Source organism: Sporosarcina luteola (assembly GCF_023715535.1).
Taxonomy (GTDB): Bacteria; Bacillota; Bacilli; order Bacillales_A; family Planococcaceae; genus Sporosarcina; species Sporosarcina luteola_B.
Genome location: NZ_JAMBOI010000001.1, coordinates 1 through 17,455, shown reverse-complemented (window position 1 = coordinate 17,455; position 17,455 = coordinate 1). Strand labels below are relative to the sequence as shown.

Genomic DNA, 17,455 nt, shown 5'->3' with positions numbered 1-17,455 from the left:
ATGGTTTTTTTATGCCGTTTTTCCAATGCCCCTTTCTAAATTAAATAATATTTTCCAATGGATGCACACTGAAATCTAGACAGGGCAATGCCTTTCCGGCTATTTCCTTCTTATGGATTATAGTATTTTGTCGAATGATTTGGTAAGCTTGACATTGATTCATAGAAAGGAAGGTGTCGACTTATCATTACTAAAGTAGATTCATTGAAGAATTTCGGGAAAAAAGTCGCAATTACAGCGGCTGCGGTTTCGCTCTTAGTGGCAGTGCCAGGAGGAGCTTCGGCGAACACACAGACATTGGACAGCTATCCGGTTTCATCCGGAGTGACGTATACGCATTACACACATTCTGGCAAAAGCCATATCAATCACGTGAGTGTCGATTTGAATGACCCTTACACGAAACTGGATATAGGATTGCCGTCTCCTATTGCGAAACGGGAAGCGACAACGACACTTGCAAATCGGGATACACGAGATGGGAACCGTGTGGTCGGAGCAGTGAATGCTTCATTTTTCGACATGACATCCGGAATGCCGATGTATTTGATCTCGCAAGGCAATGAAATAATCAACGGGGGCGTCATCTCAAGTTCACGAGAATATTATGTCAGCAAGCCGATCGCATTCGGCGTGATGAATGACGGCCGCGCTGAAATTGACGAATTCAATTTCAACGTGTCGATTAATCATCAAGGCACTGACTACAAGATGACAGGGTTGAACCGTGAAAGGCAAGCCGAAGAGACAATCGTATTTACACCACAACATATTTCTTCTGCGACGGGGTCGAATGAATTCGGCATCGAAATCGTCGTCGATACCGGCTCGCCAATCACGTCTACATATTACGGACAGCAATTGACTGGAAAAGTCGTTCAAGTAAGGGACTACGGATCAAAGGAAAAAATCACGATCCCGAAAACAGGCTTTGTCATTTCTGCACATGGCAAAAAGCCGTTGGAACGATTGAAAGGAATTAAAGTAGGCGAAAGTGTTTCTCTTAATCTGTCCATAGATTCAAAGTGGATGGATTCCTCGTTCATGTTGGCGAGCGGACCAATGCTCCTGAAGGACGGTATACCGTACATTACGATGGATACATCGAACTGGCGTGCAAAAGCGATGACGGCCCGCACGGCGATTGCTATCAGTAAAGATAAGAAAAAAGTCGACCTTGTGACAGTGGATAGCCGAAGCGGATACAGCAACGGTATGACGCTGACCCAGTTCGCGAATTATTTGGCATCCCAAGGGTACGACCGCGCCATTAACTTTGACGGTGGGGGCTCGACGACGATGGGAATCCGTAAACATGGCAGCAATACGGTTGTCTTGGCAAACAGGACGACGGATACTAGCCAGCGGAGAGTTTCAGCAATCATTGAGGCGATCAGCACGGCACCGCTCAGCGATCCGGCACATATTAGCGTTTCACGTGGACAAGTCGGCGAAATGCTTGTCGGCGCAAGCGTCCCATTGACGATAAACTACGTTTTGGATGCATATTACAATCCATTGAAGGTGGATGCTTCCCAATTGTCGATTACATCCGCTAACGGAAAAGCATCCGTGTCAGGAACAACATATACAGCAACAGCAGCCGGCGAAGATCGAATCAATGTTCAATACGGCGCAGCAACTCAATCATTCCCGATCACAATTGTCGATGCGCCTGCCAAATTGACGATTTCACCTAGCACATCGGCGATCGAGCCTGGTTCGACTGTATCGTTCAAAGCGACAGCTACCGATGCGCAAGGAAAACCGATCATTTATTCACCGGAACAATTGACGTGGAGCGTCTCCGGCAATGTCGGGACCGTTACACAATCAGGAACATTCAAGGCGTCCAAAGTGCCTGGTAAAGGGTCCGTCGTCGTGAAGCTCGGAACGAAAACGGCTACACTTCCAATCGAATTGTCGGACGGCACGCCAGCATTCACGGACATATCATCCGATTACGCATATTACACGGAAATCCGTTTCCTGAAAGATCTCGGCTACATTAAAGGGGATCTGGACGGCAAGTTCAATCCGGGCCAGACGTTATCAAGAGAGCATGCAGCTGTCATCCTTAGCCGCGTATTCAACTTGGATACATCTAGCGCAGGAGCCCAGAAATTCAGCGACGTCCCAACGACGCATCGTTACTTCAACGAAATCAATGCGATTGCATCGGCGAACTACGTCGGAGGGAAAGGGGACGGCACATTCGACCCTGCCGGTCAATTGACACGTGCTCAAATGGCTGCGATTCTCGTAAAAGCTTATGAGTTGCAAGGGGAATCCGCGAATAAATTCAAGGATGTACCTTCCAGCCACTGGGCGTACAAACAAGTTCATACCCTAGCGAACCACAAAATTACGACTGGGAATGAAAAGGGGAACTTCGAACCGAATAAACCGGTGAACCGCGCCCAATTCAGCGCATTCCTATACCGCGCCATTAATCGATAAGATGATAGATATGCCGTCGGACCGAATTTCCGGTCCGCGGCATTTTTTTCTTTGTCAATGAAGCATTATCATCTAGCTGCGGGCGCCAGAGGCTCGGGGGCATAAGTCAAAGCTGCTCTGTGGCAAAAACCGCCACGCCGCATCTTCGTCTTATGCCTGTCGCCTCTATGCAGGCGCCCTCCGCTTTTGCATGTTATAATGGGTACATTATTTGTAGAAGGAAGTTGGATTATGAGAATAGGAATTGTAGGAAATTACGGTAACGATAATAACGGGGACGAAGCGATTCTGCTCAGCCTCGTGAAACAAGTGACGTCCACGTTCAATATCAGTACGTCTCAGCTGACCATTTTCAGTAACAATCCGAAGCAGACAGCCGAGCGTTACGGAGTGGAAAGCTATCCGCTGTATTATAAAAAAGGGAATGCCGTCAAGACGTTCATCGAGACGTTCCGTCAAAATAAAAGAGTCGTGAAAAAGCTCGATCTGCTCATCATCGGCGGCGGCGGCATCCTGATGGACTTGTATCGTCGCGAAGCGCCTTTGTACGGATCGTATGCGATGATGGCCAAGCAGTCGAGTACACCATATGTCATCTATGGCTGCGGAGCTGGTCCATTGCATACATCTCTAGGGAAATGGTTCATCCGCTATATGTGTAAGCATGCTGAAAGTGTCTCTGTTCGGGACCCGGAATCCGCGGAGTTATTGCGATCGATCGGCGTTAACGAAAAAGTCGATGTCATCGGCGATCCTGCATTTTCATTGCGGGAAGAAGGTGTCGCTGCGAAATCCGATAAGCCGACAAAAATCGGTGTGACCGCAGTCCCTTATTACAACGCAGATTACTGGCCGGAAGGAAATCCTGATAAATATCAGAAGTATATAGTGGGCATGGCGAAAAATCTGGACAAGCTCGCTGCAGAGCACAATGTCGACATCACGTTCTTTGCGACGAAATTTCCGCAGGACGCAAATGTAACGAAGGATATTCAAGACTTGATGGCGGAGAAAGCAAAAACGACGATCATCGATGAAAACCTGTTGCCGTCCAAGATTTTGGATGTGACGGAGCAACAAGATATCGTCATCGGAACCCGTTTGCACTCCTTGATTTTGGCGACGTGCACAGAAACGCCGATCATGGCGATTTCATATCACCATAAAGTGAAAGACTTCATGAGCTTGGCAGGGCTGGACCGCTTTTCATTCCCGATCGACGAGCTCCATGAAAATGACGAGTATTTCCTTGGGGCGTTTAATGAAATGAGTGCCGACTGGCAAGGGACTTTGCAGCAAACGGAGCAGCTTTCTAGGAAGCTGTACGACGAAGCGATGAATGGAACGGTACAATTTACGAATGCATTGAATAAATGATGTAGTGCCGCCGGATGAGTTCTCATCCGGCGGTTTTTTTAGAGCTTTTTTTGGATCGCGTCCAAAGTGAACGGTTGCGCGTCCAAAGCGGCGCCTCCCGCGTCCAAAGTGAATGGTTGCGCGTCCAAAGCGGCGCCTCCCGCGTCCAAAGTGAACGGTTGCGCGTCCAAAGCGGTGCCTCCCGCGTCCAAAGTGAACGGTTGCGCGTCCAAAGCGGTGCCTATCGCGTCCAAGTGCCCCTCCAAAACTCCCTCTCATCAAAACCCCAGCACACATTTCACATCATTCACATACGACTGGCTCACTGGCAGTTCAGTGCCATCCACTAATGTTACGACAAGGTTCGATGAGAAATCGCGGGAGATCCTCGAAATTTTAGCCGTATTCACGATGTATGAGCGGTGAATACGCAAAAACACCTCAGGAAGTCGCTTATCCAGCTCCTTCAAAGTGCATGAAACGCTGAATTGCCCGTCCTCTGTATAGAAGAACGTCTTCTTCTGAAAGCTTTCGATATGAGTGATCTGTTCAATCGGTACCGGGTACCATTCATCCCCGAGCTTTCCGGTGAGCAACCGAAGCGGACTTGCTTTAACCAATTCATAATCATGCGGAAGGTTGACGACGAGTGCAGCAGGCTCGCCGTTTATTTTGACGGGAATCCAATCTAGATTGGCAAATTGCTGAAAGAATTCTTCGCGCGACCTCTTTTTCTCCATTGATTCATCTTCCCCTTTTCGATTTCATCGAGCTATTTCCCCATTCATCCTATGAAACTATCGTTTTGTCGGAATGCACAGACAGTTTAATTATTCTGTTATATAGTAATGTATAACAACTAATACTGTTGTGGAACAGTAGGAAAGTATCAATTACTCTATCAAATGAAAGGTGAGGAATGAAATGAAGGAACAAGTCGAGCAGTTGGAGAGAAGCTGGCAGGATGAACGGTGGGCAGGGATTGAGCGTGGATACAGTGCAGAGGACGTCATTAAATTACAGGGATCTGTTCAAATTGAGCATACATTGGCGAAGAGAGGGGCGGAGCGGCTCTGGAAATCGCTTCATGAAGAGGATTTCATCGCTGCGCTCGGCGCTTTGACAGGCAATCAGGCCGTCCAGCAAGTGAAGGCGGGACTCCGGGCAATTTACCTAAGCGGTTGGCAAGTGGCGGCGGATGCGAATATGGCGGGGCAGATGTACCCGGATCAAAGCCTATACCCAGTGAACAGCGTGCCGAATGTCGTCAAACGTATCAATCAGGCGTTGCAGCGTGCGGATCAGATTGACTGCGCGGAAGGCAGGCTTGATGGATTCGATTGGTTTGCTCCGATTGTTGCCGACGCGGAAGCTGGATTCGGCGGTCCGTTGAATGTATTCGAATTGATGAAAGCGATGATTGAAGCAGGTGCGGCGGGCGTCCATTTCGAAGATCAGCTCGCCTCGGAAAAAAAATGCGGCCATCTTGGCGGGAAAGTGCTTCTTCCGACGCAGAATGCAGTCCGGAATTTGATTTCGGCAAGGCTGGCTGCTGACGTATCCGGTGTCCCGACAATCATCATCGCGAGGACGGATGCCGATGCGGCGGATTTGATCACGAGCGACGTCGACCCACGCGACCATGCATTCATTACCGGAGAACGCACGCCGGAAGGATTTTACCGGACGAAAACCGGCATCGAGCAGGCGATTGCCCGCGGGCTCGCTTACGCGCCATACGCCGATCTTATCTGGTGTGAAACATCGACGCCGGATCTTGAAGAAGCGAAACGCTTTGCGGACGCCATCCATGAGAAATTCCCGGGCAAAATGCTCGCCTATAACTGTTCGCCTTCATTCAACTGGAAATCGAACTTGGATGACGAAACAATCGGCAAATTTCAGCGCGAGCTCGGCAAGATGGGCTATAAATTCCAATTCGTCACATTGGCGGGCTTCCATTCATTGAATCACAGCATGTTCGAGTTGGCGCATGGCTATAAAACAGACGGGATGGCGGCCTATTCGAAGCTGCAGGAAGCGGAATTCGCGAATGAATCGAAAGGGTACACAGCGACCCGCCACCAACGCGAAGTCGGAACGGGCTATTTCGACGAAGTGGCACAGGTCATTTCAGGAGGCACTTCCTCAACAACGGCCATGAAGGGGTCGACGGAAGAGGCGCAATTCGTTTAATTACCTAACGATTCCACGAATAAATGAAAGGATGATTCAACTGACAACTCAACAGACGCGTTTCAATATGGATGTAATCGGTGAAATGACGGCGGGGACGGAGGAAATCCTGACGCCGGAAGCGCTCGAATTCCTTTATAGCCTGCACGAAACATTCAATGGCCGGCGAAAGGAATTGCTGGCGGCAAGGGAGACGAGGCAACGCCGGTTTGACGCTGGCGAAAAGCCGGGCTTTCTTGAAGAAACGAAGCATATTCGGGAAGGAGATTGGACGGTGGCGCCGATTCCTCCCGATTTGCAGGATCGGCGTGTTGAAATCACCGGCCCCGTCGATCGGAAAATGATTATCAACGCACTTAATTCCAGAGCGAAAGCGTTCATGGCTGATTTTGAAGATGCGACTTCGCCGACGTGGTCGAATATGATAGACGGTCAGCTGAATCTCAAAGATGCCATAAGAAGGACAATTTCGTTCGAGCAGGCTTCCAATGGAAAGAAGTACTCTTTGAATGAAGAGACAGCCGTTTTAATGGTGAGGGCAAGAGGTCTTCATTTGGATGAAAAGCATATCCTAATTGACGGCGAACCGATGGCAGGAGGCTTCTTCGATTTCGGGCTTTATTTCTTCCATAATGCAATGGAATTATTGGAACGGGGAACGGGTCCGTATTTCTACTTGCCGAAGCTCGAAAGCCATTTGGAAGCAAGATTGTGGAATGAAGTATTCGTCTTCGCGCAGGAGAAACTGGGCATTCCGACTGGTACGATCCGTGCGACGGTGTTGATTGAAACGATTCCCGCTGCATTCGAGATGGATGAAATTCTCTATGAACTGCGAGACCATATTGCGGGGCTGAACTGCGGCCGCTGGGATTATATATTCAGCTTTATCAAACGCCTCCGCAGTCAACCGGATGTCATCTTGCCGGACCGAGGGCAAGTGACGATGACATCGCCTTTCATGAGAGCCTATACACAGCTATGCATCCAGACATGCCACAAGCGGAACGCGTTTGCGATGGGCGGGATGGCGGCTCAGATTCCGATCCGCAACAATCCGGAAGCGAATGAGGAAGCATTCAGGAAGGTCGCCGAGGATAAACGCCGGGAAGTGACGGATGGGCATGATGGAACGTGGGTCGCTCATCCAGGCCTAGTCGCGGTCGCGATGGCTGAATTTGATGCACATATGGAAACGCCTAATCAAGTTCACAGGAAACGGGAAGATGTGCAAGTGACGGCGGCTGAGTTGCTGGAAGTGCCGACCGGGACGATTACGGAGGAAGGGCTTCGGATGAATTGCAGCGTCGGTGTCCAGTACATCGCTTCGTGGTTGAAAGGGAATGGAGCAGCGCCGATTAATCACCTGATGGAAGATGCGGCTACCGCGGAAATCTCCCGCTCTCAAGTATGGCAATGGATCCGCCATCCGGAAGGCAAGTTGGAGGATGGCAGGAAAATCGATGTTGATTTATTCATGAATGTATTTGCCGAGGAGATGAAGAAATTAAAGAAAACCTTCGGCGAACGGGAATACCGTTTCGGCAAATTCAAAGAGGCGGCTGAGCTGTTCGTCGAGTTGACGCTTCGAGATGAGTTTGAGGAATTCCTGACATTGCCGGGATATAGAAAACTATCATAGGAAAAGGAGGAGGTTCATTATGCAAAAGACGAATGAAATGCAAAAGTCGAAAAAGATCTGCCGGGAATGCGGTTGTGAAATCGTTGAGAAAGTTGAATCCCTGCTCTATGAATGCGAACGCTGCATCGGCAAGCATAAGGATTGAAGAAATTGGCCCGTCTCCTCAAATGGGGAACGGGTTTTCTCTATTTTTCATTAGAATAAAGAGGGTTTCATACCTCTCACGGAGAATGGGGTATAATAGAAGAGGAAATCTAACGTAAAGGGGATGTCGTTTTGCGAAATGAAGAGATGTTATTGATTCCTGGACCGACGCCTGTCGTCGATTCGATTTACGATGCAATGGCAAGTGAGACAAGAGGGCATACAGATCCGCGCTTTGTCGAGATTTACAAGCGTTCGATCGAGAGGACGCGCGAGATGTTCAAAACAGATGGAGAGGTATTTGTCATCGCCGGGTCGGGTACGATCGGCATGGAAATGGCTCTTGTCAATACGGTCGGTGCCGGAGAACGTCTATTGGTCATCAGCCACGGATATTTCGGTGACCGTTTCATTCAACTTGGGAAGGCGTTCGGAATCGAGATTGATGTCCTTCAAGCCGAATGGGGACAGCAGGTTGCACCGGAAGAAGTGGAGCGCAAATTATCGGAGCATACATACAAGGCGGTGACGATCACACACGCTGATACGTCCACAGGTGTGGCTGCCGACTTGGAAGCGCTCGTTCCGATCGTGAAAAAACACGGCGCACTCGTCATATTGGACGGAGTTTGCGCAACTGCCGCGATGGAAGAGGATATGAGCAAGGAGTATGGCGGCGCAGGCTATAAGATCGACGTTGTGCTTACGGGCTCCCAAAAGGCGATCGGCGTTCCACCGGGACTTGCGATTGTCGCGTTCAATCAAACCGCATTGGATGCACGCAAGCAGCTCGGACATATTCCGGCGTACTATTGCGATATTGAAAACTGGATTCCAATCATGCATGATCCGTCGAAATACTTCGCAACGCCTCCGGTTAACTTGATTTATGCATATGATGAAGGCATGAGACTTGTTCTGGAGGAAGGCTTGGAAAAACGATATGCGAGGCATACGGCATTTGGACGAGGCGTCCGCGCTGCACTCCGGGAATACGGCATGAAGCCGTTGGCAGACGAAGCGGTTGCGGCATCGACATTGAGCTGCTTCCAGTATCCGGAAGGCTTGGATGACGCTGAATTCAGGTCCGCATTGGCGAAAGAAGGACTTATCGTCGCCGGCGCGTTGGCACATCTTGGCGGCAAAGCATTCCGCCTCGGCCATATGGGCAACACGACGGAACAGATGCTTATTTCTGCAATCGAAAAGATCGGTGAAGCATTGAAGGAAGCCGGTCACGAAGCGCCGATCGAGCTAGCCGTAAACCGATTCAAGGAAGAAGTAAAATCACTCGTTTGAAGACAGAACCTCCCTATTCTATCGAATAGGGAGGTTTTTTCTAGCCTGGAAAAGCTATGCGCGAGTTTGCGCTAGTTATGCGCGACTATACCACAGTTATGCTCATTCCGGGACTTTGGCCACTCCCATTCAGCTGGAAAACCCTTACTCACCCCGCATCTCCTCAACCACCTCGACCGCGACATCCGGCACATCTGTAAAGATGCCATCTGCGCCGATTTCAATCATGCGACGGATTTCCTTCTCTTCATTCACAGTGAACGGATGTACATGCAAATCCTCATCATGTGCAAGCTCAACCAACTCCTCTGTTACAACCGACTTATCGATGCCTATGCCTGACGCATACTCCGCGACTTTTTCCAATCGTTTTTTCGTTAGCATCGTTTCATTTTTCACCGAATACAGTTGAATAAGCGGAATGGCCGGCTCCTGCTCATGGATGCTCTTTAGAGATCTGGCATCGAATGATTGCAGGATCACTTTCGGCAGTTCCATGTCTTCTAACGGCAGCAGCCCGAATGCCCTTAGCTGTCCGAGCAAAGCGTCCTCGATTCCCGGGTAGGAGGCGGGTGTCTTCAGTTCGATATAGTAATTGACATCATCTTGGAAGTACGAAAAAATCTCCTCCGTACTGACGATGCGCAGCGGATCGATTCCTTCAGGCAATGAAACCGAAAGCTTCCCGTCGTAGTCAGACTCACGGCGAATTTCTTTTAACTCCTGGAAATCCACTTCTGCGATCTGTTTTCTGCCATCCGGCAAATGAACGAAAGGGTCATGCATCGAAACTAGTTCTCCGTCTTTCGTCATATGCACATCCAATTCGATATAATCCGCCTTCATCTGCACTGCCAATCCATAGGAAAGCAAGGAATGCTCCGGGGCATAGGCGGAAGCCCCCCGATGCGCGATGATCAGAAACTTGTCGGCAGGCAAAGATGCCGCCATAGATGCCGTCGAACATGCCGATAGAAGGATAAGCAAGCTTAGAAGAACCCCTTTTTTCACGGATATTTCCTCCTTGAACGTAAAGTAATTGTAAAGATTTTGAAAAAAGGAAGGAATCATGACGCCTTTTATCGAAGTGTGTCACTAGTACATTTATTCAGATTACTATAGAGGTATTTACAGAAAGGAATTTGATCAATGAAAAGAGTTGAATTGATAGACGTCTCTAAATCATACGATAAGCAAGTGGACGTTATATCCAATATAAACGTTACAATTGAGCCGGGCGAGTTTTTTGTCCTTGTCGGTCCTTCAGGATGCGGAAAAAGCACGATGCTCCGGATGATTGCAGGTCTAGAGGAAATCACCGGCGGGACATTGAAAATCGGGGAGAAGGTCGCGAATAACCTGTCTCCTAATAAACGTGATCTTTCAATGGTCTTTCAAAATTATGCACTATATCCGCATTTGTCGGTTCAGCAAAATATAACGTTCGGCCTCGATGTGAAAAAGATGAAGAAGGAGGAGCAGCGGAGAAAGGCGGTCGAAGTGGCGGAAATGCTCGGCTTGACGGACTATCTCGAGCGCAAGCCGCGTGAACTTTCCGGCGGGCAGCGGCAGCGCGTCGCCCTTGCAAGAGCAATTGTCAGTGAGACGCCGATCTGCCTGATGGATGAGCCTTTATCCAATCTGGACGCCAAACTGCGGGCCCATATGCGCTCGGAAATCAGAAGGATTCAAAGGAGCCTTGGCATTACGATGATCTACGTCACCCATGACCAAGTGGAAGCGATGACGATGGGCGACCGAATAATGATCCTCCATGAAGGAAAGATCCAGCAAATCGGAAAGCCAATCGATATTTACAATTATCCTGCAAATCCGTTCGTCGCGACGTTCATTGGAGCACCGCCGATGAACCTGGCAAAAGCTGAATTCGATTTATCGGCTTCTGAACTGGTCATCGGTAATGCGCTGCGGTTGTCCGTACCAGTTGATGACATCGGAAAACTCCCAAGGCAATCCATGACTGTCGGGGTCCGGCCGGAAAGCCTTCATCCGATAGCACCGGAAACGGTAGCGGAAGACGTTTTCCACGTGGAAGTGACGAATGTGGAAATCCTCGGGAATGAAACCGTCTTTTCATTCAAAATGGGTGAGGAGGAATGGATGGCGAAATGGAGCGGTCAATGGCATATCGACATCGGCGACCGGATACCTGTCCGAATGGAATTCGAATCTTTGTCCATCTTTGACGAACAGAGCGGAGAACTCATTAAAAAGACGATCGACTATGGCAATTACGTCAAGCAGCAAGAGGTGTCACCATGACCCGTCCTTCAACGATGACGATGTGGCGGAAAACCGTGGACGGCCGGACAGCTGCCCTTTATTTATTACCCTCTATTATTCTGTTTTCCGTTTTCGTATTCTATCCAATGTTCCGGACGATCTATTTGAGCTTTTTCCTAACGGATCAGACGGGAAATGCCGCCATAATGGTTGGATTTGAAAACTTCGTGTACTTGCTCGGCTCATCTGAATTCCAAAACAGCATGAAAGCGACGGGGCTTTTTGTCTTGTATACAGTTCCAATTACAATCGTTCTTGCGCTGTTTTTCGCGCTGCTTGCAAATGAAAAATTGAAGGGCATCGGCTTCTTCCGGACGATGTATTCGTCTACGATGGGCATCTCGGTGGCGGCATCATCCGTCATCTGGCTATTCATGTTCAACCCAAGCATCGGGATGTTCAACCGGTTGCTGGGCGTCTTGAGTCTTCCGCAGATCCAGTGGCTGCTCGATCCTGAATGGGCATTGTTATCCGTATCAATTTCCACGATCTGGATGAATATTGGTTTTTCATTCCTAATTCTGCTAGGTGGTTTGCAAAACATCGACGAACATCTTTACGAGAGTTCGAGAATCGATGGTGCAGGCTATTTCTATCGATTGAGGCGCATCACCTTGCCGATGCTGTCGCCTACGCTGTTCTTCATCATCACGATTTCCCTCATCAATGCGTTCCAGACGTTCGGCCAGATCGATATTTTGACGAAAGGCGGACCTTCGCAGTCGACGAACTTGATTGTCTACTCGATCTACCGGGAGGCGTTCATCAACTATCAGTTCGGAACCGCAAGTGCACAAGCCGTCATTTTATTCCTCATCATCTTGATTGTCACCATCCTCCAATTCAAATTGGGTGAAAGGAAGGTGCATTACCAATGAAAATGGGGCTCCCTCAAAAGATATGGATTTATTTCCTTTTGATTGTCACATCAGCATTCGTCTTCTTTCCGGTATTGTACGCATTCATGATTTCATTCATGACGGGGCCGGAGATCATCCAAGGTAAATTTTTTCCGGAGTCGCTCAGTTTTGAAAACTACAGCAAAGTGTTCAGCCGATTGCCTTTGCTGAACTACTTATTGAACAGCTTCATCGTTTCGGTGAGCGTCATGCTTGGCCAGCTCGTCGTCTGCAGTCTTGCTGCCTATGCATTCGTCTTTTTAAAATTCAAAGGAAGGGATTTCATCTTCTTCCTGTTCATTTCAACAATGATGATTCCTTGGGAAGCTACGATGATTCCGAACGTGTTCACAATCCGCAAGCTTGACTGGTTCAACACGTACCAGGGGCTCACGTTGCCTTTTTTCGCGCTCGCATTCGGCACATTCCTGCTTCGCCAGCATTTCCTCACAATTCCGAAGGAGCTGCACGAAGCCTCACAAATTGCAGGCTTAAGCCGGTTCCGCTTTTTCTGGCGGGTCGTCCTGCCAGTTTCGAAAACAAGCCTCGTCACATTGGGCGCCTATGGCTTCCTGACGACTTGGAATATGTATTTATGGCCGCTGCTCATTACGACAAATAAATCCGTGCGGACCGTACAGATTGGCCTGAAGCAGCTGCAGTCCCAAGAAATCGCAACCGAATGGGGGGTGGTCATGGCAGGAGTCATCGTAGTCATCATACCGACGCTGCTTTTGCTGTTCATCGGACAGAAGCAGCTGCAAAAAGGATTATCACAAGGCGCATTGAAATAATCGATTAAAAAGGGGTGCTTGTTAATTGAAGAAAATGATCAAATCGTCTTTGTTTTGGATGTTGATTTTGGCTGTTGCAATTTTGACGGCTTGTACGAACAGCGACAGCAAGGATAAGGATGAACCAAAAACGAATGACACATCTTCAGAAACGGAAGGGACGAAAACCGATGGCGCCGCGACTGGCGAAAAAGTATCCATCGAGTTCTGGCATGCGATGTCTGGCACAGGACAGGAGTCGATCGACGCCATCGTCAAAGGGTTCAATGAATCCCAGGACAAATACGAAGTGAAGGCGGAATTCCAAGGGTCCTATGAAGAGTCGTTGACGAAGCTCCGCGGCGTCGGTGGAACGAAGGATGCTCCTGCCATAACGCAAGTGTTTGAAGTCGGAACAAAATATATGATCGACAGCGGCTATATCGAGCCGATGCAGAAATTCATCGACGAAGACAATTATGATCTTTCCCAGCTTGAGGGGAATATTTTGAACTACTACCGCGTCGACGGTGAACTTTATTCAATGCCGTTCAACTCATCTACGCCTGTCATGATCTACAACAAAGACGCGTTCAAAGCGGCGGGGCTTGATCCTGATAAAGCTCCTGAAACGTTCGCGGAAGTGATCGACGCGGCTGCGAAGCTGAAAACGGATGAGATGTATGGGTTTTCCATGCTGACATACGGTTGGTTCTTCGAGCAGCTCGTTGCGACGCAGGGCGGCTTGTATGTAAATGAAGACAACGGAAGATCGGGAGATGCAACTGAGGCTTTATTCAATGGTCCTGAAGGGCTGAACGTATTCCGTTTCCTCGATACGATGAACAAAGCAGGTACTTTCGGAAACTTCGGAACGAACTGGGATGATATCCGCTCCGCATTTGCTACGGGTAAAGTTGCTATGTATATGGACTCGTCTGCGGGTGTAGCGGGCGCAATCAAGAACGCTCCATTTGACGTCGGTGTCGCTTATATTCCGCATGCGGATGAAGTAAAGCGGAACGGCGTAGTCATCGGCGGCGCTTCGTTATGGATGTCCAAAGGGATTGCAGAAGAGGATCAGGAAGCGGCATGGGAGTTCATGAAGTACATGACGACGCCTGAAGTCCAAGCGAAATGGCATCTTGACACAGGATATTTCGCCATCAACCCTGCTGCGTATGAAGAGCAGAACGTAAAAGACAAGTGGGCTGAATTCCCGCAATTCAAAGTGACGGTGGATCAGCTTCAAGATACGGTTCCAGGGCTTGCTACACAAGGCGCGCTCATTTCCGTCTTCCCTGAATCTAGACAGCAGATCGTAACAGCCTTGGAAGAGCTCTACCAAGGAAAAGGTCCGCAGGAAGTCCTTGATAAGGCTGCTGAAGGAACGAACCGTGCGATGGAAATCGCAAACAAGACGAAAAAATGAGTAGAGGCTGTCCGGCAATCAACTATCGATTGCCGGCCGGCTTTTGTGCATGAGATAACGGATAGAGCTATTAGCCAACTATGTTAGTATAAAGATTAGTAGATTTCCAAAATTGGTTTTATGTGCAAAATTGCACTTGAAATAATAAATAAGCAGGGGAGATGGAATTATGTCTTTCATTCGGAAGGCTGGAATGTGGATTGCTGTATTGGCACTGACATTCGGCGGTTTTTCAATGTCTGTCGCGAAGGCGGCAGGGAGTCAAGATGTGACACGCGGTGAATTCATTTCGGCTGTCGTGGAAGCGCTCGATCTCGAATTAGGAGATGGAAGCACAAATGAATTTACGGACGTCGACTCAACGTTGGCTCCTATCGTTGAAGCGGCAAAACAAAATGGACTCATAAAAGGTTCCACTTCGACCGAACTCAGACCGAACGAGAAGCTGACACGCGAGCACGCGTTTTTAATCGCATCACGTGCAGTGAAATCGGAAGAATCTTATCCGGTCACGTTATTGGACCGCTTCAAAGATAAGGCGGACTTCAAAACGGATGAACCTGAAGAACTGGCGAAAAGCGTCGGACTTGATTTATTCAGAGGATATGAGAACGGCACTGCGAAACCTCAGCAAGTCGTGACAAAAGGACAAGTGAAGAAGATCATCGAACGATTGCTCGCGGTGTATAATGCCGCACCTGAAGGGGAAGAAACGAATAAAGATGCTGTCGCATTGCGTATTCTCGGCACGAGCGATTTGCATACGAACTTTGTGAACTATGATTATTACCAGGACAAGCCGACAAATGAGTTCGGATTGGCGAAAACAGCTCTTCTTATCGACGCTGCACGCGCTGAAAATCCGAATAACCTATTATTCGATAATGGGGATTTGATTCAAGGAACGCCGCTTGGCGGATATAAAGTGTCTGTTGATCCATTGGAAAAAGGGGAGCTTCACCCGGCGTTGGCAGCTTTGCAAGCGCTAGATTATGATGCAGGCACATTAGGGAACCATGAGTTCAATTACGGTCTAGACTTTTTGGATCTCGTCTTGTCGGAAGCGTCATTTCCGGTATTGAATGCGAACGTTTATGACGCAGAAACGGGTAAGAACCGCTTCACGCCATACGTCATCATGGATAAGGAAGTTGTTGACGGCAACGGTGCGAAGCATGAGCTTAAAGTCGGCGTCATCGGTGTTGTCGCTCCGGGCATTATGCGTTGGGATCGTTCTCATCTTGAAGGGAAAGTGACTGCGGAAGATGCTGCAGACACTGTCGAAAAATTCGTCCCTGAAATAAAAGAGGCGGGCGCTGATGTAGTCATCGTTCTTTCCCACTCAGGAATGGGAGATGAAACCCATACGAAAGGGGAAGATGATGTTGTTTATCAAATTTCCCAAATTGATGGAGTCGATGCGATTCTGACTGGCCATAACCACTCCGTATTCCCGGGTGATTTTGCCGATTTGAAAAATGTCGACAGCGATAACGGCACAGTGAACGGAACTCCTGTCGTCATGCCGGGCAAATTCGGAAGCCATTTAGGCGTCATGGATCTTGTTCTTGAAAAAGACGGCGACAGCTGGAAAGTAGTAAGCGGGAAAGGCGCTGTCCGTAAAATCGACTCGAAATCGGACGCTGCTTCGGAAAAAGTCATCAAAGCTGTGAAAGAAGCCCATGAAGGTACAATCGAATATGTCCGCAGCCCTGTCGGCAAAACGACATCCGCGATTACGAGCTATTTTTCTTTAGTGAAAGATGACCCATCCATTCAAATCGTTACAAACGCACAGAAATGGTATGTCGAAGAGCAATTGAAAGGCACAGAGTATGATAGCCTACCAATCCTTTCCGCGGGTGCACCGTTCAAAGCGGGCGGACGCAACGGGGCAAACTACTATACTGACATTCCTTCGGGGGAAGTTGCAATCAAGAACGTAGCAGACTTGTATGTCTTTGATAATACAGTGAATGCGCTCGTCATGACAGGCGCGGATGTGAAGGAATGGCTCGAAATGTCAGCGGGTCAATTCAATCAAATCGACCCGGCTTCAACAGAACAGCAAAATTTGATCAATCCGGAATTCCGTACGTATAACTTCGACGTGATTGACGGCGTGACGTATGAAATCGACGTCACTCAACCAGCGAAATACGACTATGCCGGAAAAACGATCAATGCTGATGCAAACCGTATCGTCAATTTACAGTTTGACGGCAAGGAAATCGATCTCGCACAGAAATTCATCGTCGTGACGAACAATTACCGTGGCAGCGGAAGCTTCCCAGGTGTCATCAATGCATCCGATAAAATCGAATATGCATATGAAAATCGTGAAGCGATCATGGATTATATGATTGCGGAAGAAACAATCGATCCATCGACTGACGGCAATTGGAAGTTCGTTCCGGTTGATGGAGATGTGAAAATCGTATTTGAAACATCGGCAAAAGCGAAAGACTTGATTCCAGCAGATAGCGGAATCGAATTTGTCGCACCGACGAAAGACGGATTTGCCAACTTTTCAATTCAATTGAAGTAATTATAAAGCGAGAAGAGCAGGGGATTTTTCCTGCTCTTTTTATATTGTATCTGCATACTTAGTGAGCCGCTGCACGTCCAAAGTGGGTCGCTGCGCGTCCAAAGTGAGTCGCCGCGCGTCCAAAGCAAGTGGCCACCCGTCCAAAGCAAGTCGCCGCGCGTCCAAAGTGGGTTGCCACGCGTCCAAAGCAAGCCGCTGCGCGTCCAAAGCGAGCCGTCGCGCGTCCAAAGTAAGTGGCCACGCGTCCAAAGCGAGTTCCCGCGCGTCCAAAGCAAGATTGAGTCCATATAATTGTGTAAATAGGAAAAGGCCTTTTCCATCCCCTGTGATAAAATGTTTTCAACCACGATAAACATTTGGAGGAATGGAAAATGGCCCAACTTAATTTTAACCTAGATATGG

Annotated in this window: 15 protein-coding genes; 11 read left to right on the top strand and 4 right to left on the bottom strand. The window is 48.6% G+C overall.

Annotation, left to right across the window (positions count from 1 at the left end):
* Window positions 1-204 precede the first annotated feature (204 nt).
* A complete protein-coding gene (locus M3191_RS00075) occupies window positions 205-2,460 on the top strand; it encodes an S-layer homology domain-containing protein (RefSeq protein ID WP_251697417.1) in 2,256 nt (751 codons plus the stop codon).
* A gap of 231 nt (window positions 2,461-2,691) precedes the next feature.
* Window positions 2,692-3,837: a polysaccharide pyruvyl transferase family protein gene (locus M3191_RS00070; RefSeq protein WP_251697416.1), complete on the top strand. Its 1,146-nt coding sequence runs from the start codon at window positions 2,692-2,694 to the stop codon at window positions 3,835-3,837.
* Window positions 3,838-3,875: 38 nt separating this feature from the next.
* On the opposite strand, the gene M3191_RS00065 is transcribed toward M3191_RS00070, so the two are convergent.
* Together M3191_RS00065 and M3191_RS00060 are read right to left on the bottom strand one after the other, a co-directional pair.
* Window positions 3,876-4,070, bottom strand: coding sequence for a hypothetical protein (locus M3191_RS00065; RefSeq protein WP_251697415.1), 195 nt, complete (start codon window positions 4,068-4,070; stop codon window positions 3,876-3,878).
* Window positions 4,071-4,094: 24 nt separating this feature from the next.
* Window positions 4,095-4,556, bottom strand: coding sequence for a LytTR family DNA-binding domain-containing protein (locus tag M3191_RS00060; RefSeq protein WP_251697414.1), 462 nt, complete (start codon window positions 4,554-4,556; stop codon window positions 4,095-4,097).
* A gap of 184 nt (window positions 4,557-4,740) precedes the next feature.
* Here M3191_RS00060 and aceA point away from each other — a divergent pair, with 184 nt between their 5' ends.
* The 4 genes from aceA (at window position 4,741) to M3191_RS00040 (ending at window position 9,097) form a co-directional block, all read left to right on the top strand.
* Entirely contained in the window at window positions 4,741-6,012 is a 1,272-nt protein-coding gene (gene aceA, locus M3191_RS00055; protein WP_251697413.1) for an isocitrate lyase, read from the top strand.
* A gap of 67 nt (window positions 6,013-6,079) precedes the next feature.
* A complete protein-coding gene (gene aceB / locus M3191_RS00050) occupies window positions 6,080-7,654 on the top strand; it encodes a malate synthase A (RefSeq protein WP_435368127.1) in 1,575 nt (524 codons plus the stop codon).
* A 19-nt stretch (window positions 7,655-7,673) separates the two neighbouring features.
* Complete coding sequence (locus tag M3191_RS00045) at window positions 7,674-7,799, top strand: YhfH family protein (RefSeq protein WP_251625604.1); 126 nt, start codon at window positions 7,674-7,676, stop codon at window positions 7,797-7,799.
* 131 nt (window positions 7,800-7,930) lie between these two features.
* The gene (locus tag M3191_RS00040; RefSeq protein ID WP_251697411.1) at window positions 7,931-9,097 is read left to right on the top strand and encodes a pyridoxal-phosphate-dependent aminotransferase family protein; all 1,167 of its coding nucleotides are present in this window, start codon (window positions 7,931-7,933) and stop codon (window positions 9,095-9,097) included.
* Between the two features lie 144 nt (window positions 9,098-9,241).
* Here the strand turns inward: M3191_RS00040 and M3191_RS00035 are convergent, their stop codons facing one another.
* On the bottom strand, window positions 9,242-10,108 hold the full coding sequence (locus M3191_RS00035; protein WP_251697410.1) for a glycerophosphodiester phosphodiesterase family protein: 867 nt from the start codon (window positions 10,106-10,108) through the stop codon (window positions 9,242-9,244).
* A 138-nt stretch (window positions 10,109-10,246) separates the two neighbouring features.
* Between M3191_RS00035 and M3191_RS00030 the strand changes: the two genes are divergently transcribed.
* The 5 genes from M3191_RS00030 to M3191_RS00010 all read left to right on the top strand — a co-directional run bounded on the left by M3191_RS00030 (window position 10,247) and on the right by M3191_RS00010 (window position 17,053).
* Complete coding sequence (locus tag M3191_RS00030; RefSeq protein WP_251697409.1) at window positions 10,247-11,380, top strand: ABC transporter ATP-binding protein; 1,134 nt, start codon at window positions 10,247-10,249, stop codon at window positions 11,378-11,380.
* A gap of 14 nt (window positions 11,381-11,394) precedes the next feature.
* Entirely contained in the window at window positions 11,395-12,279 is an 885-nt protein-coding gene (locus tag M3191_RS00025; protein WP_251698044.1) for a carbohydrate ABC transporter permease, read from the top strand.
* The gene (locus tag M3191_RS00020; protein ID WP_435368124.1) at window positions 12,276-13,094 is read left to right on the top strand and encodes a carbohydrate ABC transporter permease; all 819 of its coding nucleotides are present in this window, start codon (window positions 12,276-12,278) and stop codon (window positions 13,092-13,094) included. Before M3191_RS00025 ends, M3191_RS00020 begins: the two co-directional genes overlap by 4 nt.
* A 34-nt stretch (window positions 13,095-13,128) precedes the next feature.
* Window positions 13,129-14,505: an ABC transporter substrate-binding protein gene (locus M3191_RS00015; protein WP_251698042.1), complete on the top strand. Its 1,377-nt coding sequence runs from the start codon at window positions 13,129-13,131 to the stop codon at window positions 14,503-14,505.
* A 169-nt stretch (window positions 14,506-14,674) separates the two neighbouring features.
* Window positions 14,675-17,053 carry a bifunctional 2',3'-cyclic-nucleotide 2'-phosphodiesterase/3'-nucleotidase gene (locus M3191_RS00010; protein ID WP_251697408.1) on the top strand — a complete coding sequence of 793 codons (2,379 nt, stop codon included), beginning with the start codon at window positions 14,675-14,677 and terminating at the stop codon, window positions 17,051-17,053.
* Between the two features lie 39 nt (window positions 17,054-17,092).
* Here the strand turns inward: M3191_RS00010 and M3191_RS00005 are convergent, their stop codons facing one another.
* The gene (locus M3191_RS00005) at window positions 17,093-17,302 is read right to left on the bottom strand and encodes a hypothetical protein (protein ID WP_251697407.1); all 210 of its coding nucleotides are present in this window, start codon (window positions 17,300-17,302) and stop codon (window positions 17,093-17,095) included.
* Window positions 17,303-17,455 lie beyond the last annotated feature (153 nt).

Excerpts from the sequence above, each read along its gene's own strand:
- M3191_RS00070 (WP_251697416.1), top strand. The coding sequence starts at position 2,692 with ATGAGAATAGGAATTGTAGGAAATTACGGTAACGATAATAACGGGGAC.
- M3191_RS00060 (WP_251697414.1), bottom strand. The coding sequence starts at position 4,556 with ATGGAGAAAAAGAGGTCGCGCGAAGAATTCTTTCAGCAATTTGCCAAT.
- aceA (WP_251697413.1), top strand. The coding sequence starts at position 4,741 with ATGAAGGAACAAGTCGAGCAGTTGGAGAGAAGCTGGCAGGATGAACGG.
- aceB (WP_435368127.1), top strand. The coding sequence starts at position 6,080 with ATGGATGTAATCGGTGAAATGACGGCGGGGACGGAGGAAATCCTGACG.
- M3191_RS00045 (WP_251625604.1), top strand. The coding sequence starts at position 7,674 with ATGCAAAAGACGAATGAAATGCAAAAGTCGAAAAAGATCTGCCGGGAA.
- M3191_RS00030 (WP_251697409.1), top strand. The coding sequence starts at position 10,247 with ATGAAAAGAGTTGAATTGATAGACGTCTCTAAATCATACGATAAGCAA.
- M3191_RS00025 (WP_251698044.1), top strand. The coding sequence starts at position 11,395 with ATGACGATGTGGCGGAAAACCGTGGACGGCCGGACAGCTGCCCTTTAT.
- M3191_RS00020 (WP_435368124.1), top strand. The coding sequence starts at position 12,276 with ATGAAAATGGGGCTCCCTCAAAAGATATGGATTTATTTCCTTTTGATT.
- M3191_RS00015 (WP_251698042.1), top strand. The coding sequence starts at position 13,129 with ATGATCAAATCGTCTTTGTTTTGGATGTTGATTTTGGCTGTTGCAATT.
- M3191_RS00010 (WP_251697408.1), top strand. The coding sequence starts at position 14,675 with ATGTCTTTCATTCGGAAGGCTGGAATGTGGATTGCTGTATTGGCACTG.